Here is a 19,865-nt window from a genome sequence, read left to right as displayed (position 1 = left end):
GCGGACCCTGTGGGAGCGGGTTCACCCGCGATTGCGGCGATGAATCCACTACCGCAATCGCGGGTCAACCCGTTCCCACAAGGTCCGTGTTCTGCTTAAAACAGTAATCCCATCTCGAAAACGTTAATAAATCGCCCCCGAGATGGAAAAACGCTAACGACCTTCAGGCTGAAGCCTCTTCCACATCCTCCCGCACCACCGCCTTCTCCACATCCAGCCGGCTGATGTACTTCCAGTCCGCCTCGTCGATGTAGATCCCGTTCGGTCCGCTACCGCCTTCCAGGTCGATCGCCACCCGCGCCGACACCTGCGGCTTCACGCTCGCCAGGATCGGCACGAAGCCCAGTTGCAGGCTGGTTTCCAGCAGTGCGGCCTGGTTGCGTTCGTCGATGTCCGCCGCCTCGTCGAGGTAGTACGGCAGGCGCACGCGACCGGCGAGGTCGCGGTCCATCAGGTGCAGCAACAGGTACATGTTGGTCAGCGCCTTGATGGTCATGGTGGTGCCGTTGGACGCCGCGCCGTCGATGTCGGTGTGGATCACCGGCTGGCCATTGACCTTGGTGATCTCGAACGCCAGCTCGAACAGGTCTTTCAGGCCCAGCTGGTTGTGGTTCGCCGCCACCAGCCGCGCCAGGTATTCCTTGGCTTCTTCGTTCTTGTTGTCCTGCTCGGCGCTCTGGCTCAGGTCGAACACCGACAGGGTCTCGCCTTCCTCGTACTGGCCGGCGCTGTGGATGATCTGGTCGATGTGCTTGAGCGCTTCCTTGTTCGGTGCGAGGACGATGCGGAAGCTCTCCAGGTTGGACACCTGGCGCCGGTTGATCTCGCGGTTGAACAGGGCCAGCTGGTGTTCCAGGCTGTCGTAGTCGCTGCGGATGTTGCGCAGGGTCCGGGCGATGTCGGTGACCGCCGCGCGGCGCGCCTTGCCCAGGGTCAGGGCTTCGTCGGTGCGGTGCGCGTAGGCGTTGATCAGCAGTTGCAGGCGACGCTCCATGTCGTCTTCGCTGTCGAACTTGGCCACGCCCTTGAGGCGTACCTGGGCATACAGCGCCTCGATCTGGTTGTCGACCCGCAGCAGGCCCTGCCAGCTGTCCTGGTAGTCGCTCAGCAGCGGCAGCAGGTTGTCCATGGAGTCGTCCACCGGCTCCATGAACGGCGTGCCGAACGGCAGGTCCGCCGGCAGCAGCTGGCGCCGGCGCAGGGCGTCGTCGAGGGTGCGCTGCTTGGCTTCCATGTCGGCGATCTGCCGGCCCACCAACTGGAGCTTGGCGGACAGTTGCTGGACCCGCTCGGTGAAGGCGTCGCTGGAGCGCTTGAGCTCATCCTGGGCGGCTTCCAGTTGCGCCAGCTGTTCCAGCTTGTCGCCTTCCTCGGCGCTCAGGGTCTGGCTGCGGCGGAAGTCTTCCAGGGCTTTCTGGGCGTCGAGCACCTGCTGGTACAGGGCTTCGGTCTGGGTCTTGCTGGCGGCGCGGTCGGCGGCCACGGATTGTTGGGTCTTGAGCTGCTTGAGCTCTTTCTCCAGGCGCTCCTTCTGGTCGCGCAGGGCGGCTCGGTCGGCCAGGGCCTGCAGGGCCGGCGGCTCGATATGCGACAGGTCGACGGAGATGCCCGGCACTTCGAAGCGCTCGCCCTTGAAACCGTCCAGCAGGGCTTCCAGGGTCTTGATCCAGACATCGCTCTCGTCCAGCTCGATGCCGCGCTCACCCAGCGGCAGGCTGAACAGCGCGCCGTTGAACAGGCGCATCAGGCGCTCGACGTCCTGCTGGGAGAACTCCTCGCGCAGGCGGGCGTAGCTGTTGTTGTCGGCATGGTCGAGTTGCTGCTTCACCGACTTCAGGCGCTTTTCCAGGTCGCGCAGCCGCTCTTCCAGATCCTCGGCGCTGAACTGGCGAGACTGCGCCAGCGCACCGGCCAGTTCGTCGTGGGCGTCCTTGGCCGCCAGCAGTTGCTGCTCCAGGACCTTGACGTCGTCCACCAGGGCAAAGCGGTTCTTCAATACCGACAGCTCGCCGAGCCAGCGCTGGATGCCGCTGATCTCGCGTTCCAGGCGCATCAGCTCCTGGGTACCGGTGCGCTGGTCGTTCTGCAGCGCGTCCTGTTCACCCTTGTAGTGCTCGGACTGGATCACCAGTTCCTCTTTGCGCGCACTGGAATAGTCCTGCCAGGTGCCCAGGAGCGAGTCGAGCAGCGGCGACAGGCGGTGCAGCTTGCCACGCAGGATGTCGCGCTGGGCGACGCCGTTGGCCAGGGCTTCCACCAGCGGGCCGGCGGCCACCAGCGAGTTGTAGTCCTGTTCCATGCGGCGCACGTCGCGGAAGGCTTCGTCGCAGGCGGCGATATAGTCGACGCTGCCGGAGCGCAGGCTGTGCTCGAAGGCGTCGAGGAACAGCTGCTTGAGCTTGGCTGCGGTGATCTCGCGCATGTGCAGCAGGTTGATGAACAGGGCGCGGAAGGTCTTCAGGCTCTGCTCGCTGGTGGAACGCAGCGGGATCAGGGTCAGGTCCAGCGGGATCGAAGTGTGGCCGCCGACCAGCAGGCGCCGCAGTTCGTCGGGCTTGAGCTCGTAGGCCTTGAGGCCGTTGCGCTCCAGGTTGGCGAACAGCTCCTTCTGGCGCAGGCAGGTGTCGTTCTTCTGGTAGTGGGCCAGGTCCAGCTCGCCGGCGTAGGCGAAGAACTGGTGGCCGAAGCCGCCACCCGGGCCGCGGCCGACCACGCCGATGACGTGAGGGCCGTGGGGCAGGTTGACTTCGCAGAGGATGTAGCTGGTATCGCTGGCGAAGTAGAAGCGCCGCGACTGCTCCAGGCTGTACTTGCCGAAGCTCATGTCCGACATGCGCGCCAGGATCGGGAATTGCAGCGCGTTGATCGAGGCGCTCTTGCCCAGGTTGTTGGCGCCGTAGACCGACAGCGGGTGTTCCAGGGGGAACAGGCCGAGGCTGTAGCCGGCGGTGTTGAGCAGTGCGAAGCGGCGGATGCCGTAGCGTTCCTGGCTCATGCGTCAATCTCCTGTTGCTCTTCGGCGATGGCCCGGGCCAGGGCCTCTTCTTCGCTTTCTTCGGCGAACGGCGCGAGATCCAGTGGATCGTCGGTGCGGTTCAGTTCTTCCGGGGTTTCCTCGACCACCAGCACCGGGGTCGGCAGCGGCAGGTTGCTGTGCAGGCTGGCGGCCAGGTCGCGGTCCTGCTGGACCGACAGGCAGACGTCGAGGAAGCGGTGCATCGGCGGCAGGAAGCGGTAGATGCCGTTCTCTTCGTGGGCGAAGCCGAGCTGGGTCATGCGGCGCATGATCTTCTCTTCCAGCTCGTCCGGGGTCTGCACCTCGGCCTGGAGGAACAGGTCGCGGTACTTGTCCAGCATCGACGGCAGTTCGTCGCGGCCGAGGCTGCCGCCGTCCAGTACCGACATCGGGTCGCGGCCCTGGTCCGCCAGGTGCTCGACGAGGATGAAGGTGAACAGCGCCAGGCGCTGCGCGGTCTTGTTGACCTGGGCGGCGGCCTGCTCGGGCACGAAGTAGTAGAAGCCGCGGGTGTCGCACACCAGCTCGTAGCCCAGGGCCTTGAACAGGCCGCGGTACTGGTCCTGGAAGTTCGACAGCTGGGCGTACAGCTCAGGGTCGCGCCGGCTGATGTGGAAGCCCTTGAACAGCTCGCGGAAGATCGGTGCGAGCTGGGACAGTTCGGAAAGATCAAGATGCATGGGCAGGGCTCGCAGCAGGTTCGGGCGAAAGTCCGGGCGACGTTTCGCGGCTGGATGTCAGCGCGAAGGAGCGCAGGCTCACCAAGTGTTCGCGGGTGGTGTAGTCGCGGCGTTCGAGGCGTTCGCGGTTGAAGCGTTTTTCCCGCGACAGGCGCGAGAACCAGTACAGCAACTCGTCGGTGGCACCTTCCGGCTCCTGCTCCAGCAGCCAGACCATCAGGTCCGGCAGCGGCAGGGCGTCTTCGCAGCGTTCGAGCATTTCCTTGACCGTGCGCGGGGCGCGGGTCGGTTCGCCCTTGTGGCTCTTGTGCGCCTTGGGGAAGCGCGCCGGCTTGGGTTCGAAGCGGGCCAGGGCATAGACGTAGGCCTCGACCTGGCTGGCGCTGCCGAGGAAGGTGCTTTGTGGCCGGGTGAACAGCGGCATGGCCGCCTGCGGCACGGCATCGATGCCCTTGCGCCGGATCACCGAGAGGGCAAGCGCGGCGCCGCGGGTCACGGCGTTGTGCCGGCGCGCTTCCTCACGCAACGGCAGCAGCAGTTCGCGGGCATGGCGCAGGGTCAGCTGGGCGCTGGTCTGCATCTCCAGGATGCGCGCGTGGGTGCGCAGCAGCATGTCGTCGTCGACCAGCTGGCCGAGTCGCGCCTGTTCGCTGAGCAGGCGCAGGAGCACAGTCTCGACCTTGCGCACGCCTTGTTCGAAGGCGCCGTCGGCATTGACCAGCTGGATCATCGGCTCGACGTACTCGTCCCAGGTCGCCAGGACCTCGGCATAACGCTGGCGCAGGGGGATCTGCCGGTCGCTGGTCTTGGCCCGCTCGGCCACGCCGACCAGCGCCTGTTCGTCGTTGTCGAGCTTCTTCAGCACGTCGCGCACGCGCATGTCGAGCAGGCGCAGCTGGCGCGCCAGGTCATGTCCGTCGCGAATGTCGAAGGCGTCCTGGATATGCCCGGCCAGGCGCTCCAGGTGGCGCAGGTAGGCCTCGATCTCCAGGCACAGGCCGAGGCGGTGCTCGCGGCGCAGGTAGGCGAGGAAATCGTGGATCTGGGCGTTCAGCTCGAAGCGGTTCGGGCTTTTCGCCACCGGCACCAGGATGTCCAGGCGGATCCACACGTCGAGCAGGGCGGTGATGTCCTGCGGCGTGCTCTCCAGCTGCTGGGCGGCCAGTTGCTGGCGCAGTTCGCCCAGGCTCAGGGTGCCGCCGTCAAAACGCTCTGACAAAGGTTCCAGCAGGTTCCAGTGCTCGGCCAGGGCGCGCAGGACGCGTTTCGGTTCGATCATTGGCGGGTCGACTCGCTGCCAAATAAAACGCCGGATTGTACTGCATTGAACGGGAATGGTTTCACCCTTGATCGTTTGCAGCGGTTGTCCGGCGGATTTGTCGTGATCGGCAGCGGCGCGGCGAGCGCAACGGCGTTAGAATGTCGCCCCGACTTATCCACAGATGGCCGAACCGCCTTGCTCACCGAGTCCCGCCGCCGCGCTTACCTGAATGCCATGCAAGTGGTGCACTGGCTGCCGCGTACCGAACTGCCGTTCGCCGCGCCGTCGCGCCCGGAGCTGCTGCTGCCGGTCGAGCCGTTGCTGGACGAGCCGCCGCAGGCGCAGCCGGCCCAGGCCGCGCCGGCAGGCGCCGCGCAAGTGGTGGTCAAGCCGGCGGAACGGCCGAAGATCGAGATTCCGCGACCGAATGCCGCGGCCAAGGTGGCCAGCAAGCCGGTGGAAACGGCGGACGAAAAGCCTGCGCCGGCCCGTGTCGTCGCCCCGCCACCGCCGCGTTTCGCCCTGCAACTGCTGCGCGCCGGACGTTGCCTGCTGCTGGTGGAACTGGCCACCGGCCAGCCGTTCCAGAGCCGCGACCCGTCCTACCTGCTGCTCAAGGACATGCTGCGTGCCGCCGGCCTGCCAGACAGCCCGCAGATCCTCGGCGAACCGATCCGTTGGCCGCTGCTGGTACGCGGCAGCCTGGACCAGGGGCCGGACGCCGCCCGCGACTTCGTCCACGGTTTCACCCAGGTGCAACTGGAGCGTGAGCCCGCCGCCTGCCTGTGGCTGATCGGCCTGCCGGCCATTCGTCATGCCGGCGAGCGCGACGAAGACGCGTATTACCAGGAATTCTCGGTTCAGGGCCTGGGCACTGCCTGGGCGCTGCCCGGTCTTGAAGTGTTGATGGACGAGCCGCAGCGCAAGGCGGACGTCTGGAAAGCCATGCGCCAGCTGATGGCGCGCTGGAAGCCAAGCAATGAGTGACACCCTCAGTTTCCGCCGGATGACCGAGGCGGACCTGGATGCCGTGCTGAAGATCGAATACGCTGCCTTCAGCCACCCGTGGACCCGCGGGATCTTCCTCGACGGCCTGAAGAGCTACGAGATCTGGCTGATGTTCGAAGGCCAGCAGCAGGTCGGCCACGGGGTGATCCAGGTGATCATCGACGAGGCGCACCTGCTCAATATCACGGTCAAGCCGGAAAGCCAGGGGCGTGGGCTCGGCCTGAGCCTGCTGGAAGAACTGATGAAGCGTGCCTATGCGCTGAATGCCCGCGAGTGCTTCCTCGAAGTGCGCGCCAGCAACCAGTCGGCCTATCGCCTGTACGAGCGCTATGGCTTCAACGAAGTCGGCCGGCGCCGTGACTACTACCCGGTCGCCGGCGGCCGCGAAGACGCCCTGGTGATGGCCTGTACCCTGGTCGAATAACAAGAACCGCATCATTTCATGAGGCCTGGACATGCACGACCTGCAGGAACTGATCGACAACAACGAACGCTGGGCCGACGCCATCAAGCAGCGCGACCCGGATTTCTTCGCCAAGCTGGCCCGCCAGCAGACCCCTGAATTCCTCTGGATCGGTTGCTCCGATGCGCGGGTCCCGGCCAACGAGATCGTCGGCATGCTGCCGGGCGACCTGTTCGTGCACCGCAACGTGGCCAACGTGGTGCTGCACACCGACCTGAACTGCCTCTCGGTGATCCAGTACGCGGTGGATGTGCTCAAGGTCCGCCATATCCTGGTGACCGGGCACTACGGTTGCGGCGGGGTGCGGGCGTCGATGCAGGATCGTCAGTTCGGCCTGATCGATGGCTGGCTGCGCGCGATCCGCGATATCTACTACGAGCACCGCGTGGAGCTGTCGAAGCTGCCCACCGAGGAGGCGCAGGTCGACCGGCTGTGCGAGCTGAACGTGATCCAGCAGGTGGCCAACGTCGGCCATACCACCATCGTGCAGAACGCCTGGCATCGCGGCCAGGAGCTGTCGGTGCATGGCTGCATCTACGGGATCAAGGACGGGCGGTGGAAGAGCCTGGACGTGACCATCAGCGGGTTGGCGCAGTTGCCGCCGCAGTACCGCCTGCGCCCGCAGGAGTAAATGTGACGCGAAACCTTGTAGGAGCGGGTTTACCCGCGATGGCGATAGTGAATCCACCGGCGTCATCGCGGGTGAACCCGCTCCCACAGGGGCCGCGTCGCTCTTTAGACCTGTTCTGTGCGCAACAGCGCGGCCTGAAAGGCGGGGCGGACTCCCAAAGTGACCGAGTTGCTCAGGACTCGTCCGCTGGCTTCTGCAACTCCCGCAACTCCCGTGTCATCGCCCCCGTATTGCACTTCGCACTCGCCTGCTCCGGTGTCATCTCGCGAATCGTCCGGTAGAACAGTTCACAGGTCTGCTTCTTCGCCGTCACCTGCCATTTCTGCGTGCAGGCATTCAGGGTCAGTTGCGCATCGGCTGCAGGATTGCTGCCCATTCCCGCCTGCCAGCATGCCGCGCTGAGATCCTGGCCCATCATCTTGAGACCCGCGGCATCAGCCTTTTCCTGGCTGCCACCATTGTTGGCGGGGTCCGCCGTGTACCAGATCGCGCTCGGGTGGTTGGAGCCCAGCACCGGCACTTTCTGCCCCGTGGTCGGGTTGATGATCGCCAGCCCCAGCACCTTGAGGTCGGCACCATATTGCTGCTTGATCCAGCTGCGCACCGGCGCGCCAAAGGCGACCATCGGCAGCGACTCGCCCTTCGCGGTCAGGGTGACTTCCTTGACCATGCGCACCTGGTAATCCTGGAAGTAGCCATAGGTGCCTTCCAGGGTCGAGCCTGCGCTGGCCGGAGCGGCGATCGGGGCGATGTCGACGATGGTCTGGTAGGCCGGGGTCTGCTCGGCCGCAATGCCGTTGAAGGTCAGCAGGCTGGCCCAGCGATCGGTGGTGTTGGAGCGCAGGTAGTCCTGGGCCTGGGTCAGCGAGTAATCCGGCGGGAAGTGCAGCAGCTCGATGCTGCGGCGGTTTTCCAGGGCCATGCCCAGCGGCAGGAACAGGTACCAGTCGTAGGACCACTTGCCGTCGGCGTTGAGTTTCTGCGCGCCGTTGTAGGCCAGCTCGCCGGCATCGAGCAGGGCGCCCAAGGGTTTGTGGTAGTCGCTGGGGACGCCGCTGATATCGGCAAAATACTTGTCGTTGTCGCGGTGCACCGTGACCTTCGCGGCCGGGTAGCCATCGCGTTGCACGCTCTGGTTCAGGTAGTGCTCGACGGTCTGCTCCAGCGTCCAGTTGCGAAAGCAGATGACGTTGCAGTTGTTGGGGTAGGCGAACAGGCGGGTCACACGTGCCTGGTCGCCCAGCTCGACCCGGGCATCGGCCAGGGCCTGGCCGGCCAATCCGAACGCGACCAGGCTCAAGGCAATCGGTGCAATCTTGTGCATGCTTAACTCCTTGTCAGATGGCTCCCCGCGGATGGGAGGCACGCCATACTGGAGGACGCACGGTGGTCGTGGGAAGAGGGTGGATGAACGGCTGGACACTGGCCTTGCTGGCGCTGCTGTTCAGCGGCGAGGCGCGGGCGGACGAACGGGACCTGTGGATGTTCGCCCAGTGGACCGGCGAGCACGATACCCGCGCCTTCCGCGAGATGCTGGTGGAGGCGCGCCTGTACGGGGTGGTGCCGCTGCACCAGTTGCTGCGCTCGGCCAGTGACTGGCGCCAGTGCCGGGCCGAGCCGTTCGCGGTGGCGCCGGTTTCCCACTGGGCCGATGTGCGCAGCACCTTGCGCCTGCTCGACCTGCTGCGCGACGAGCGCATCCTGGGGCCGTTCGAGGTGGTTTCCGCCTACCGTGATCCTGCGCTCAATCGCTGTGCGGGTGGCGCACCCGGCAGTGCCCACATGCGCGCCTTCGCGGTCGACCTGCTGTTGCAGAAGGGCGCCGACACGCAGTCGCTGTGCGGCTTCTGGCAGCGCTACGGACAGGTCTGGAACATGGGCCTGGGACGCTATCCCTCGGGGCGCATCCACATCGACACCACCGGCTATCGCACCTGGGGCGCGGCCTGCTCCATGACCCAGGCGGTGAAGCGCTGACACTTCTCCGACTCCGCCAGCACCTGCGGACACAGCAGCACGTACGCCGAGCCATCGCGGACGAAACCGTGGGGCGCCAGCAACTGCCCGCTGGCCAGCTCGTCAGCCACCATCAGCCGCGAGGCCATGGCCACGCCGAGCCCGGCCACCGCGGCCTGGATGCACAGGTAGAAATGTTCGTATTCGGCCCGTTCGGTGCCGCGCTCGGTCTGCTTGTTCAGGCGTAGCCAGGTCTTCCAGGCACCGGGTCGGGTGGCGCTGTACAGCAGGCGCTGACCGGCGAAACCCTTGGCCGGCAGGGCCAGGCGAGGGCTGGCGACCGGACCGACCCATTCGTCGCAGATCTTCTGCACGTGCAGCCCGTCTTCCCACTGGAAATCGTCGCGCCGCAGGGCCAGGTCGACCCCGCTGCGCACGAAGTCCACCGGCCCGCCAGCGGCCATCAGGTGCACCTGGATTCCGGGATTCCTGGCATGGAAGTCCGCCAGTCGCGGGATCAGCCATTTCATCGCCAGGGTCGGCTCGCAGGAGAACACCAGCACGTTTTCCCGGGTCTGCTGCTGCAGCCGCGACACCGTGCCCTCCAGCTGTTCGAAGATCGACTGGGTGGTGCCCAGCAAGGTGCGGCCGGCGGCAGTGAGGAAGATCGCCCGGTTGCGCCGTTCGAACAGTTCCACCCCCAGCGAGGCTTCCAGCAAGCGCACCTGGCGGCTGACTGCGCCATGGGTGACATGCAGCAGCTCGGCGGCGCGGACGAAGCTCTCGGTGCGCGCGGCGACATCGAAGTAGCGGAAGGCGGTGAGGGCAGGCAGTTTCATATCTGTGAGGAAAACTAGCGGATTTGCGGCACTATAAATCGCTTTTTTCCTGGTAGTCAGGCTTTCGATAATGGCGTCCGTCGCAATCATCCGCGCCATTTGCTAGCGCATCTCAAGAAAGAGGAAGCCTGTCTTGAACGAACTCGTCGCCGTCGCCCTGTTCACCGTGCTGGCGGTCATCAGCCCGGGGCCGGATTTCGCCATGGTCACCCGCGCCAGCTATGCCTTCGGGCGCCGCAGCGGTCTGCTCGCCGCCCTTGGCATCGCCTGCGGGGTGCAGGTGCATGTGCTGTACACCGTGCTCGGCGTCTCGGTTCTGGTGCAGCATTCGCCGACGCTGTTCCTGGTCATGAAGGTCCTCGGCGCCGGCTACCTGATCTACCTCGGCTACAGCTCGCTGACCAACACCACCCGCCTGTCGATGGACGGCGAGGGCGGTGCGCGCAAAGGCACCTTCCTCTCCGGCTTCCTGACCAATGCGCTGAACCCCAAGACCCTGCTGTTCGTGGTCAGCGCTTATACCCAGGTGGTGCAGCCGGGCAGCTCGCTGGTCCAGCAGTTCGGCTACGGCCTGTTCATGTCCTTGGCGCACTGGGCCTGGTTCAGCGTCGTCGCCCTGTGCTTTTCCAGCGCGCCATTGCGCCGGGTGATGATCGACCGCCAGCGCATGGTGGACCGGGTGATCGGCATGGCCTTGCTCGGGCTGGGCATGACGGTGCTGTTTGCCAGCGTGCGTTGAGCGGATTGCAACAGGCTGTGTCGGAATCATAAGATAGAATCATTCCCATTCAGTGTTACCGCCATGAAAGCCATTCCGCCAGCAGACAGTCTCGAAGCGTTGTACAAGGGCTATCACGTCTGGTTGCTGGGCTGGCTGCGGCGGCGCCTGGACTGTCCGCACAATGCCGCGGACATGGCCCAGGACACCTTCACCCGGCTGCTCAGCGCCGGTGCCTACGTGGCACCGAACGAGCCGCGGGCCTTCCTCGCCACCGTGGCCCGGCGCCTGCTGCTGGACCGTGGGCGCCGACAGCGGCTGGAGCAGGCCTATCGCGAAGAACTGGCGCGGCATGTCGAACACATGGAACAGGCGCCCTCCGCCGAACAGGTGATGGCCGCGGTACAGGCTCTCGACCATATCGCCCGGGCGCTGGAGGCGATGACACCGCGCATGCGCCAGGTCTTCGTCATGCGTCACCTCGACGGCCTCAGCCACGGCGAAATCGCCGCACACTTCAACGTCTCCACCAAGACCATCCAGAACGACCTGGTCCAGGCGCTGCTGCAGTGTCACGCCGCTGGCGGTGCGCTGTGAGCGTGTCGCCGGCGGTGCTGCACCAGGCGGCGGAGTGGCTGGTGCGCATGGACGACGAGCCGGACGCGGCGGCGCGGGAAGCCTTCCGCGCCTGGCTGGCGGCCGACCCCGCGCATGTCCAGGCCGTGCAAGCGTTGCAGGGCAGCCTCGCGCCCTTGCATGAGCTGCCACGGGCGCCGGTGCGCGCGGCGCTGGGCAGTGTCGGCGCGCGGCGCGGCGGGCGCACGCTCAAGGCGCTGGCCCTGACGGCCGTGCTGGCGCTTCCGGCGGGGCTGGCCCTGCAGCAGTTCCCGCCGGCCTACCTGCTGGCGGATATCCGCACCGGGGTTGGCCAGTGGAGCAGCCAGCAACTGCCGGACGGCAGTCGCATCCGGCTGGACGGACGTTCGGCGGTGGACCTGCAATTCGACGGGCAGACCCGGACCCTGCGCCTGGTCAGCGGCGAAATCCTCGTCGACGTCGCCAAGGACGCCAGCCGGCCGTTCCTGGTGGTCACCGAGCACGGCAGCGTGCGGGCGCTGGGCACTCGTTTCGTGGTGGAGCGGCTGGGTGAATCCACGCGCCTGGCGATGATCGAGTCCAGCACCGAGGTGAAGAGCGCCGGCAGCAGCGTCACCGTCAGTGCCGGCCAGCAGGTGCAGTTCGATGCCCAGGGCATCCAGCCCGCACAGCCAGTCGATGGCGCCGGGCTGGAGCAGGCATGGGAAGCTCACCAACTGGTGATTCGCGAGCAGCCGCTGGACCAGGTGCTGGAGCGCCTGGCGCGTCACCATGGCGGCTACCTGAGCTACGACGCCAAGGCCCTGGCCGGGCTCAAGGTCTCGGCGGTGCTGCCAGCGGACGACAGCGAGCGGGCCTTGCGCCTGCTGGCGCGCAGCCTGCCGATCAAGGTCGAGCACTACACGCCGTGGGTCACCCGCATCAGTTTCGAACGCAAATAATTCTCACGATCTTTTTCCACTTGTCCGTGGCCGTGCGTCCTCTGTACTAGCCAACACTCAACAAGGACCACGGAAGATGTCTGTTTCGCTACGCCCCCGCACCGCTGGCAGCACCCTGGCGCTGGCCATCCATGTCGCCATCCTCGGCGCGCCGCTGCTCGCCGCGCTGCCGGCCCAGGCCCAGCAGCAACTGCAACGCTACGACATCCCGGCCGGCGCCCTCGGCGACGTGCTGAGCCGCTACGCCCGCGAGGCCGGCGTGGCGATCTCGTTCAATGCCGAGCAGGTGGCGCACAAGCGCAGTGCCGGCCTGCAGGGCAGCTACGGGGTGCTGGAAGGTTTTGCCGCGCTGCTGCATGGCCAGGGCCTGCGGGCGCAATCCAGCCCTGACGGCTATGTGCTGGTGGCGGTGCCGCAGGATGCCGGCGCGCTGGAGCTGGGCGCGACCAACATCACCGGGGCGGGGCTGGGGAGCACCACCGAGGGCAGCGGCTCCTACACCACCGGCGCCACCAATACCGCGACGAAACTGACCATGAGCCTGCGCGAGACGCCGCAATCGGTCAGCGTCATGACCCGCCAGCGCATCGACGACCAGAACCTGCGCAGCATCGGCCAGGTGCTGGAGCAGGCGCCGGGCATCAACGTGCAGAGCCCGGGCAGCGACCGGCTCTACGTGTTCTCCCGCGGCCTGGCCATCGACAACTACCAGTTCGACGGCATGCCCACCACCTCGTTCGCCTTCAGCCAGGCGCTGCCCCATGCCCTGGCGGACATGGCGATCTACGACCGCGTCGAAGTGGTGCGCGGTGCAACTGGCCTGCTGACCGGCGCGGGTGATCCGTCCGGCACCGTCAACCTGGTGCGCAAGCGTCCTACCGACAGCGTCAAGGGCTACGTCAGTGGCGGGCTGGGTTCGTGGGACCTGTATCGCGGCGAGGTGGACGTCTCCGGCCCGCTGACCGAGACCGGCAACGTGCGTGGCCGTGCGGTCGCCGCCTACCAGCAGGCGAACAGCTTCACCGACCACCTGCAGCAGGAAAAGACCGTCCTCTACGGCATCACCGAATTCGACCTCAGCGACAGTACCTTGCTGACCGTCGGTGCCAGCTACCTGAACAACGATCCGCGTGGCTTCTCCACCACCGGCCTGCCGGTGCTCGACCGCTACGGCAACAAGCTGCACACCTCGCGCTCCGACAACCCGGCCAGCCGCGACAGCAGCAACCGCCAGCAGATCTTTGACAGCTTCGCCTCGATCGAGCAGAAGCTGGCCAATGACTGGAGCCTGAAGCTGTCCGCCAGCTACCTGTACGGCACCCGCGACTACGACTCGGTGATCGCCGGCACCTCCACCGGCTTCGTCGATCCGGCCACCGGCAGCGGCCTGAAATACACCGCCACCAAGGGCGAGAACTGGCAGAAGCAGAAGGGCCTCGACCTGATGCTGTCCGGGCCGTTCCAGGCGTTCGGCCGCGAGCACGAGCTGGTCATGGGCTTCAATTACCAGGACTACGAAAACCGCCGCAACGGCTTCGGTCACCCGACCGCCGCCGGTGGCAGCGACAACCTGGTCAGTGGCAAGCCGGTGAACATCTGGACCTGGGACAACTACGCACCGCGGCCGACCTACAGCATCAACCGTGAGGACGACAACCTCACCCAGCGGCAGAACGGCGCCTACCTGGCGACTCGGCTCAAGCCCGTCGACGACCTCTCGCTGGTGCTCGGCGCGCGGGTCAGCAACTACAAGTACGACGACAGCTACACCTACAACGTCCCGGCCATGGTGCGCCTGAACACCGCCAACTCGACCCGGGTCAGTGGCGAAGTCACGCCCTATGCCGGCATGGTCTACGACCTCGACGCCAACCACTCGGCGTACGCCAGCTACACCAGCATCTTCAAGCCCCAGACTTACAAGGACCGCAACGGCAAGGTGCTGCAACCGCGCGAAGGCGACAACTACGAGATCGGCCTCAAGGGCGAGTACTTCGATGGCCGGCTGAACACGGCCATTGCCCTCTTCGAGGTCAAGCTGGACAACGACGCCATTGCCGACGGCATCATCATCGGCACCGACTACGACACCGCCTACGCCGCCAAGAAGACCACCACCCGCGGCCTCGACCTGGAGATCAGCGGCGAGATCCTCCCGGGCTGGAACATCGATGCCAGCTACAGCCATGCCCGGGTCGAAGACAGCGAAGGCGAGCGGGTCAAGAGCCTGATCCCGCTGGACCTTTTCAAACTCTGGACCACCTACCGCCTGCCCGGCGCCCTGGAGCGCCTGACCGTGGGCGGCGGGGTGAACTGGCAGAGCAGCATCCACTTCACTTCCGAAAGCTGGATGCTGCCCCAGGCCTCGACCTACAAGCAGGATGACTATGCGACGGTGGGGCTGATGGCGCGGTACCAACTGACGCCGCAATGGTCGGCGACGGCGACGGTGAACAATCTGTTCGACAAGAAGTATGTGAGTTCGCTGGATGAGAACTTCTATAGCGGGAGTTATGGAGAACCGCGGAATGTGGTGGTGACGAGTAAGTGGGAGTTTTGATGGGTGTAACCCCCTCGTGACGGGAGGGGGCAACTGAAATTTAGTCTGTGTATATTTTCATGGCCACGGTGAATGCGACGATCCAGATGAGTGGAAATGCCAGGATGATTCGGTTTGTTTTTATCCATTCGTCCATGAGAGGTTTTACTTTCTCCATGTCCTCTTTGCTGATTCGTCCATCGCTAAAGAATGGGTCGGGGAAGAGTAATATATGGTTCAGGGCGTCTCGAATGCTCTTTTTTTTGCGCTTCGTTGAGATTTCGAGCTGATGCTCGATGATTCTCATATAGTTGCTGTTTGTCATTTCCTTGAATAGTCTCTTGTGATGCAGCTCTTCCAGCTTTTTTGTGAGTCTAAAGGCTGCGATGAGCATCAGGATGCCGAATCCTATAACGGATAACCACATGCCTTTCGACCAGGTTGCCAGATCGATCATGCTTGATTTCCTGTTGGAAGAATTTCGCAAATAGTGAGTGATCGGTGATCTACTGCACCCGTTCGTGCCAAGGGCGATATGAGTATCTACCTATTCAGAAAATACTCTCTTAGTGCAATGGATACTGCTATCCAGACTATGGAGAATTTTATAAGTATTTTTTCAATTATCATCCATTTGATTGCGTGGCGTGGGAGCGATGTTTTATATGTGGCGTTGTTTTCGTCTTTTTTCTGAGTGTCTTTTAGAATGTCAATGTGATAGCTTTTCTCAAATTTGTCAGTTGTTTTTAGCGTGACCATAAGCATCAATAGTCCGAAACCGATGACGCAGAGCCATAGACCATTCGACCATGTGCTTATATCGTAAGTTGAGTTGATTTCATGGGGGCGAGGTACTGTATGGCTCCTGATATTGAAGGTTCAGGAAGATTTTTGAAGAGCACTATCAGAAAAACAAGAAAAGTCCATGTCAAGCTTATTTTATATAGCTTGTTGTTTTTGGAGATTGCTGTTTTTATATGGTGGGGGAAGTTTTCAATGTCGGAATTTGATATTAAGCCAATCGATGTAAATCTGCTCTTTGACATCCATGTATGTAGTAATCCGGGTATGAAGATTCTCCTTGATAGCCCGAGTGAAGCATAGAGTTTTATGGTGGAGCTCAGTTCTGGGCTATGTTTGATTGAGCTGATGATTTCATCCAGGTATTTGTTGCTGATGTATGCCGAGTGCGCAATTGCAATCGTCCATAGGACTGGGATTGTTATTATCAGGCTCATAAAAAGAATGGCTAGCCAGATATTCATGTCAGTCGTGGAAGAAGTGATCATGTATGACATCTCCAGCTGATGCAGCCTCTCCCCCAAGATATTCTCCGAGGTCAGTTGCAAACGTTGAACCGAGGTAAGCTGAGCCAGCGACTACTGCGATAGTGCAAGTTCCGTATTTTTTGGGGTTTAAAGAGAATTTGTAGCAAATGTAGGGGCTTTCTTTGGCGCCTATCTTGGCGCCAGCGATCCCGGCTGCCGAGCTGGCTACGAACTTTGTTGTTTCTGTTATTACCACTCTTCTGCAAGTATCTGTCGAGCCCGCTTCACAAGCCTCTTTGATCTTGAGAAAAGACGAGATTCCTCCTATACCAATCGCCAAGTACCCGCCGTGTTTCATGTAGATGGTGGCTTTGCTCATGGTTTTTATGTAATTGGTGTACCCAGGAAGCTCCTTGGCAGCGCCAGATTTTTTCCAATGGTGGACAACGCTCTTGCTTGAAATGCGCAAAGATTTTTGTAGTTTTGGGTGGTTGCCAAGTGATAGGGCGCCCCGAACTCTTGCAGAGTTGAACAGTTTTCCGTCCAGCTCGTCCAAAATGACCTTTCGTTTGCTGAAGAACTCCGGCACGTTGAGGCGACCATATGTACGGTAGGTATCGACATATAACGCTTCAAGGTTTTGCAATGTGCGAGTGATATCGCCGAGGTGTTTTTCCATACCTGCAGTGGCTACACCCCCCCACGTTGACGCGCTTCCAAGGATTGCGGCGATCTGGGCCTGATATTCAGCCATGAAATCCGCATCGTCCGGCTCCAGATCAGCCAACGCCACCGCCACTTCCTCCGCCGCCTCCATCAAATGCGCTTCTTCGCGCATGCACATGTAATTGCGCGGATCACCCAGCACCACCATCTGCCCGGCCTTGACGATGCCATCGCCGAGGCTGCCATTAAGCCCGTTGAACTTGCGCATCACCTCGGGGGAGGGCGCCTCGCCGAACAGTTCGGCGATCAACTGTTGGCGGGTGGTGGATTTCGGGACGATGTAGAAGCCCGGCTCGGCAGGTTCGTTGTTCTGTTCCGTCGAGAAAGGGGACTGTGGTGCGGCGGGTGAAGAGAATGTCGTAGGAGAGGAGGACTGTGCTGCCCTTGCACCAGCAGGTGCGACGCCTGGATTGGCCATTCGAGTTGAGCGCTGTGGTGGATCCAGGGCAATCAGGCGATTGCTGCCAGGCGGGCAACCACATCGCACTCGGGCACCATGCAGTGCGGTCTGCGCGCCATTCCAGATGAATCCCTGCCAACCTTCGGCAATGGTGCCCTGCTGGCCGCAGCGCGGGCAGTCGCTGGTCTTGTCGCCGACACGAAGCACACCGCGTTCGCCCTGGGTCGAATGTGGCAGGCTGCTGTAGCAGACGGCGCCGGTGGTGGTTTCGTCGCCATGCAGGCCTTGGCCGAGTCCGTTGATTGTCGAGCGGGTCATGGTTCAGTCCTCCGCCTTGTTGTGGCTGGACCGCTGGATGATCGGGGACATGGTGTGGCTCCTTGTTCAGAAGCACCGCCTGGTCCTTGAATGGAAAGGCGACGGTGCCTGTCGGTTGGAGGCCTGCAACCCTGACGTCTTGATAGCGGTAAAGAAATCAGACGTTTCCGAGAGGGGTATAGGATTTTTTTGAGGTTGCGCTGGGTAGCGGACTTCAGGTCGTGGCTGATGGCCTGCAAGCAGCTATGGGCATCTTCCTAATCTTTCGTCAGAATGCGCGACAAAGAACCATTCTCATTCGTAAGGTGCCCCATGCCACCCGCCTTATCTCCCCGCGCCCCGGTGCGCATCCTCGCCATCGAGGACGATCCCTTGCTGGCCGCGCATATCGACAGTCACCTCGGCCAGCGCGGTTTCGCCGTGACCCTGCGCCACGACGCCCGCGACGTGGTCGAGCTGGTGCGCGATGGCGGCTTCGACCTGGTCCTGCTGGACATCCTCCTGCCCGACAGCAACGGCCTGGACATGCTCGCCGAGCTGCGCCGCCGCCAGCGCGTGCCAGTGATCCTGATGTCAGCGCTGGGCGCCGAGCAGGATCGCATCGTCGGCTTCAGCCAGGGCGCCGACGACTACCTGCCCAAGCCGTTCAGCATGGGCGAGATGGACGTGCGCATCGACGCCATCCTGCGCCGCGTGGCCTACGAGCGCGCCGAGCACAAGGCGCACGAGGAACTGGGCCAGGCCCTCGGCCTGACCTTCGATGCGCTGCGCAGCGACGTCTGCAACAACGGCATCTGGGCCGACCTGACCAGCACCGAGTACCGCATCCTCGAAACCCTGCTGCACTCGCCCAACGAGGTGCTGAGCAAGACCTTCCTCTACCAGCAGGCCCTGCACCGCGCCTATTCGATCCACGACCGCAGCCTGGACATGCACGTCAGCCATATCCGCCGCAAGCTGCAGGTCATCGGCTACAGCGCCGGACGGGTGGAGACGGTGCGCGGCGCCGGCTACGTGCTCAAGCGCGTGGCGCCATGAACCTGCCCGACCGCCACTCGCTGTTCTGGAAGCTGATCGGCGGGATCGTGCTGCTGAGCCTGTTGATCATCAGCCTGCATGTGGATGTCAGCGAGCGGCTCAACAGCGCCACGGCCACGCTCCCCGCGTCGACCCGCAGCCTGCTGGCCAGCTATGCCCGGGAAGCCGAGAACGCCTGGGTGGAGCAGGGCACGCCCGGCGTCGATGCCTTCCTGCGCAGCCTGCGCGAGCGCGAGGGCGTGTGGGCTACCGTGGTAGGCAAGCACGATATCTCCCTGTCGTCCCAGCCGCTGCGCGGTCGCGAACGCAAGAAGCTCAACTTCATGCGCCCGCTGGACTGGTCGGTGGGGCGCCCTGGTGGCACGCCGACCTTCTACGTGCCATTCAGCGACAGCGAGGCGCGGCTGGTGATGGACCTGCCGGCGCGCCTTGATCCGCGCCAGTACAACCATCTCTGGCGCCTGTTGCTGGAGCGCATCCTGCCGGCTTGCCTGGCCATCGGCCTGGGCCTGTTGCTGTACCGCACGGTGATCGCCCCGATGGTGATCCTGCGTCGCCAGGCCAACGCCCTGAGCACCGGCAATCTCTCGGCGCGGGTCGGCCCGCAGCTGACCCGGCGCCGCGACGAACTGGGCGAACTGGCACGGGCTTTCGACCACATGGCCGGGCGCCTGGAAAACACCGTGGCGTTCCAGCGCCAGTTGCTGCGCGATCTTTCCCACGAACTGCGCACGCCCTTGAGCCGCCTGCGCGTCACCGGCGAACGCGAGCAGGACACCGTGGCCCTGCGCCAGCGCCTGGAGCGGGAAGTGCAGGGCATGGAGCAGTTGATCAACGACACCCTGGAGCTGGTCTGGCTGGATACCGAGCGTCCGCAACTGCCGGTGGAGACCGTGGATATCGGCCGCCTCTGGGACGTGCTCTGCGAGGACGTCTGCTACGAACGCGACTGGCCCGCCGAGCAATTGCGCAACGAGCTGCCCGGCCCCTGCCAGGTGCTCGGCAACCTCAACAGCCTGGCCCAGGCACTGGAGAACATCCTGCGCAATGCCGTGCGTCATTCGCCGCCTGGCGGGATGGTGCGCCTCGGTGGCCGGCGCGACGGCGAGGATTGGCACCTGTGGATCGAAGACCAGGGCCCCGGGGTCGATCCGGTCAAGCTGGAGAGCATCTTCCTGCCCTTCACCCGCCTCAATGCCGCGCGCCCGGGCGGCGATGGCTTCGGCTTAGGCCTGTCGATCGCCCGCAGCGTGGTGCAGTTGCAAGGCGGCGAGGTGTGGGCACAGAACCGCTCGCCGGGCCTGCGGGTCAACCTGCGGCTGAGAAGTGTATGAAATGTAAAAAAGATTTACTCTCATTTGCGAGGCAGTAGCATTCGCGCTCGTCCCGGGCTGGTCAGCGGGATGAGCCGGATGTCGTTGTGCCTCGATCCTCTCGCTCCTTTCCAGCCTGTCCGCCACTGCGAA

Annotated in this window: 18 protein-coding genes; 10 read left to right on the top strand and 8 right to left on the bottom strand. The window is 63.7% G+C overall.

Features of this window, described 5'->3' with window-relative positions; translation table 11 throughout:
• Positions 1 to 163 precede the first annotated feature (163 nt).
• From mksF to mksB, 3 genes are read right to left on the bottom strand one after another with little or no spacing between them, the layout of a single operon-like run.
• On the bottom strand, positions 164 to 2,995 hold the full coding sequence (gene mksF / locus V0R59_RS11160) for an Mks condensin complex protein MksF (RefSeq protein WP_330073904.1): 2,832 nt from the start codon (positions 2,993 to 2,995) through the stop codon (positions 164 to 166).
• A complete protein-coding gene (gene mksE / locus V0R59_RS11155; RefSeq protein WP_075801493.1) occupies positions 2,992 to 3,696 on the bottom strand; it encodes an Mks condensin complex protein MksE in 705 nt (234 codons plus the stop codon). Before mksE ends, mksF begins: the two co-directional genes overlap by 4 nt.
• Complete coding sequence (gene mksB, locus V0R59_RS11150) at positions 3,686 to 4,975, bottom strand: Mks condensin complex protein MksB (protein ID WP_330073903.1); 1,290 nt, start codon at positions 4,973 to 4,975, stop codon at positions 3,686 to 3,688. The genes mksE and mksB overlap by 11 nt, the downstream gene beginning before the upstream one ends.
• A 177-nt stretch (positions 4,976 to 5,152) precedes the next feature.
• Between mksB and V0R59_RS11145 the strand changes: the two genes are divergently transcribed.
• Genes V0R59_RS11145 through can form a run of 3 tightly spaced genes read left to right on the top strand, consistent with a single transcriptional unit; the run spans position 5,153 to position 7,059 of the window.
• Positions 5,153 to 5,944, top strand: coding sequence for an energy transducer TonB (locus V0R59_RS11145; protein ID WP_330073902.1), 792 nt, complete (start codon positions 5,153 to 5,155; stop codon positions 5,942 to 5,944).
• Complete coding sequence (gene rimI / locus V0R59_RS11140) at positions 5,937 to 6,389, top strand: ribosomal protein S18-alanine N-acetyltransferase (RefSeq protein WP_330073901.1); 453 nt, start codon at positions 5,937 to 5,939, stop codon at positions 6,387 to 6,389. Before V0R59_RS11145 ends, rimI begins: the two co-directional genes overlap by 8 nt.
• Positions 6,390 to 6,420: 31 nt before the next feature.
• Entirely contained in the window at positions 6,421 to 7,059 is a 639-nt protein-coding gene (gene can / locus V0R59_RS11135; RefSeq protein WP_330073900.1) for a carbonate dehydratase, read from the top strand.
• 172 nt (positions 7,060 to 7,231) lie between these two features.
• Here can and V0R59_RS11130 read toward each other — a convergent pair whose 3' ends face one another.
• Positions 7,232 to 8,383 (bottom strand): hypothetical protein, encoded by a 1,152-nt coding sequence (locus V0R59_RS11130; protein ID WP_330073899.1) that lies wholly within the window; start codon positions 8,381 to 8,383, stop codon positions 7,232 to 7,234.
• Positions 8,384 to 8,466: 83 nt separating this feature from the next.
• Between V0R59_RS11130 and V0R59_RS11125 the strand changes: the two genes are divergently transcribed.
• On the top strand, positions 8,467 to 9,036 hold the full coding sequence (locus V0R59_RS11125; RefSeq protein WP_330073898.1) for a D-Ala-D-Ala carboxypeptidase family metallohydrolase: 570 nt from the start codon (positions 8,467 to 8,469) through the stop codon (positions 9,034 to 9,036).
• Here V0R59_RS11125 and V0R59_RS11120 read toward each other — a convergent pair.
• Positions 8,985 to 9,854, bottom strand: a complete 870-nt coding sequence (locus tag V0R59_RS11120) for a LysR substrate-binding domain-containing protein (RefSeq protein WP_330073897.1) — start codon at positions 9,852 to 9,854, stop codon at positions 8,985 to 8,987. The two genes, V0R59_RS11125 and V0R59_RS11120, sit on opposite strands and share 52 nt — an antisense overlap.
• Positions 9,855 to 9,987: 133 nt before the next feature.
• Here V0R59_RS11120 and V0R59_RS11115 point away from each other — a divergent pair, with 133 nt between their 5' ends.
• From V0R59_RS11115 to V0R59_RS11100, 4 genes are all read left to right on the top strand, one after another.
• Positions 9,988 to 10,593 (top strand): LysE family translocator, encoded by a 606-nt coding sequence (locus V0R59_RS11115; RefSeq protein WP_330073896.1) that lies wholly within the window; start codon positions 9,988 to 9,990, stop codon positions 10,591 to 10,593.
• Positions 10,594 to 10,656: 63 nt separating this feature from the next.
• Positions 10,657 to 11,169 (top strand): sigma-70 family RNA polymerase sigma factor, encoded by a 513-nt coding sequence (locus tag V0R59_RS11110; RefSeq protein ID WP_330073895.1) that lies wholly within the window; start codon positions 10,657 to 10,659, stop codon positions 11,167 to 11,169.
• On the top strand, positions 11,166 to 12,110 hold the full coding sequence (locus V0R59_RS11105; RefSeq protein WP_330073894.1) for a FecR family protein: 945 nt from the start codon (positions 11,166 to 11,168) through the stop codon (positions 12,108 to 12,110). The genes V0R59_RS11110 and V0R59_RS11105 overlap by 4 nt, the downstream gene beginning before the upstream one ends.
• Before the next feature lie 76 nt (positions 12,111 to 12,186).
• Positions 12,187 to 14,670 (top strand): TonB-dependent siderophore receptor, encoded by a 2,484-nt coding sequence (locus tag V0R59_RS11100; protein ID WP_330073893.1) that lies wholly within the window; start codon positions 12,187 to 12,189, stop codon positions 14,668 to 14,670.
• Positions 14,671 to 14,710: 40 nt separating this feature from the next.
• On the opposite strand, the gene V0R59_RS11095 is transcribed toward V0R59_RS11100, so the two are convergent.
• The 3 genes from V0R59_RS11095 to V0R59_RS11085 all read right to left on the bottom strand — a co-directional run bounded on the left by V0R59_RS11095 (position 14,711) and on the right by V0R59_RS11085 (position 17,361).
• Positions 14,711 to 15,106, bottom strand: a complete 396-nt coding sequence (locus V0R59_RS11095; RefSeq protein ID WP_330073892.1) for a hypothetical protein — start codon at positions 15,104 to 15,106, stop codon at positions 14,711 to 14,713.
• Positions 15,107 to 15,464: 358 nt separating this feature from the next.
• On the bottom strand, positions 15,465 to 15,938 hold the full coding sequence (locus V0R59_RS11090; RefSeq protein WP_330073891.1) for a hypothetical protein: 474 nt from the start codon (positions 15,936 to 15,938) through the stop codon (positions 15,465 to 15,467).
• The gene (locus V0R59_RS11085) at positions 15,916 to 17,361 is read right to left on the bottom strand and encodes a PAAR domain-containing protein (RefSeq protein WP_330073890.1); all 1,446 of its coding nucleotides are present in this window, start codon (positions 17,359 to 17,361) and stop codon (positions 15,916 to 15,918) included. Before V0R59_RS11085 ends, V0R59_RS11090 begins: the two co-directional genes overlap by 23 nt.
• Before the next feature lie 312 nt (positions 17,362 to 17,673).
• On the opposite strand from V0R59_RS11085, the gene V0R59_RS11080 reads away from it, so the two are divergent.
• The gene (locus V0R59_RS11080) at positions 17,674 to 18,399 is read left to right on the top strand and encodes a response regulator transcription factor (protein WP_330073889.1); all 726 of its coding nucleotides are present in this window, start codon (positions 17,674 to 17,676) and stop codon (positions 18,397 to 18,399) included.
• Positions 18,396 to 19,733: a sensor histidine kinase gene (locus tag V0R59_RS11075; protein WP_330073888.1), complete on the top strand. Its 1,338-nt coding sequence runs from the start codon at positions 18,396 to 18,398 to the stop codon at positions 19,731 to 19,733. The genes V0R59_RS11080 and V0R59_RS11075 overlap by 4 nt, the downstream gene beginning before the upstream one ends.
• Positions 19,734 to 19,865 lie beyond the last annotated feature (132 nt).

Source organism: Pseudomonas ulcerans (assembly GCF_036324125.1).
Lineage (GTDB): Bacteria > Pseudomonadota > Gammaproteobacteria > Pseudomonadales > Pseudomonadaceae > Aquipseudomonas > Aquipseudomonas ulcerans.
Note: the sequence above shows the minus strand (reverse complement) of the source record. Positions and strands in the feature narration are given on the sequence as shown.

Coding starts and splice junctions, on each gene's coding strand:
- mksF (WP_330073904.1), bottom strand. CDS start 2,995: ATGAGCCAGGAACGCTACGGCATCCGCCGCTTCGCACTGCTCAACACC.
- mksE (WP_075801493.1), bottom strand. CDS start 3,696: ATGCATCTTGATCTTTCCGAACTGTCCCAGCTCGCACCGATCTTCCGC.
- mksB (WP_330073903.1), bottom strand. CDS start 4,975: ATGATCGAACCGAAACGCGTCCTGCGCGCCCTGGCCGAGCACTGGAAC.
- rimI (WP_330073901.1), top strand. CDS start 5,937: ATGAGTGACACCCTCAGTTTCCGCCGGATGACCGAGGCGGACCTGGAT.
- can (WP_330073900.1), top strand. CDS start 6,421: ATGCACGACCTGCAGGAACTGATCGACAACAACGAACGCTGGGCCGAC.
- V0R59_RS11130 (WP_330073899.1), bottom strand. CDS start 8,383: ATGCACAAGATTGCACCGATTGCCTTGAGCCTGGTCGCGTTCGGATTG.
- V0R59_RS11125 (WP_330073898.1), top strand. CDS start 8,467: ATGAACGGCTGGACACTGGCCTTGCTGGCGCTGCTGTTCAGCGGCGAG.
- V0R59_RS11120 (WP_330073897.1), bottom strand. CDS start 9,854: ATGAAACTGCCTGCCCTCACCGCCTTCCGCTACTTCGATGTCGCCGCG.
- V0R59_RS11110 (WP_330073895.1), top strand. CDS start 10,657: ATGAAAGCCATTCCGCCAGCAGACAGTCTCGAAGCGTTGTACAAGGGC.
- V0R59_RS11100 (WP_330073893.1), top strand. CDS start 12,187: ATGTCTGTTTCGCTACGCCCCCGCACCGCTGGCAGCACCCTGGCGCTG.
- V0R59_RS11095 (WP_330073892.1), bottom strand. CDS start 15,106: ATGATCGATCTGGCAACCTGGTCGAAAGGCATGTGGTTATCCGTTATA.
- V0R59_RS11090 (WP_330073891.1), bottom strand. CDS start 15,938: ATGATCACTTCTTCCACGACTGACATGAATATCTGGCTAGCCATTCTT.
- V0R59_RS11085 (WP_330073890.1), bottom strand. CDS start 17,361: ATGACCCGCTCGACAATCAACGGACTCGGCCAAGGCCTGCATGGCGAC.
- V0R59_RS11080 (WP_330073889.1), top strand. CDS start 17,674: ATGCCACCCGCCTTATCTCCCCGCGCCCCGGTGCGCATCCTCGCCATC.
- V0R59_RS11075 (WP_330073888.1), top strand. CDS start 18,396: ATGAACCTGCCCGACCGCCACTCGCTGTTCTGGAAGCTGATCGGCGGG.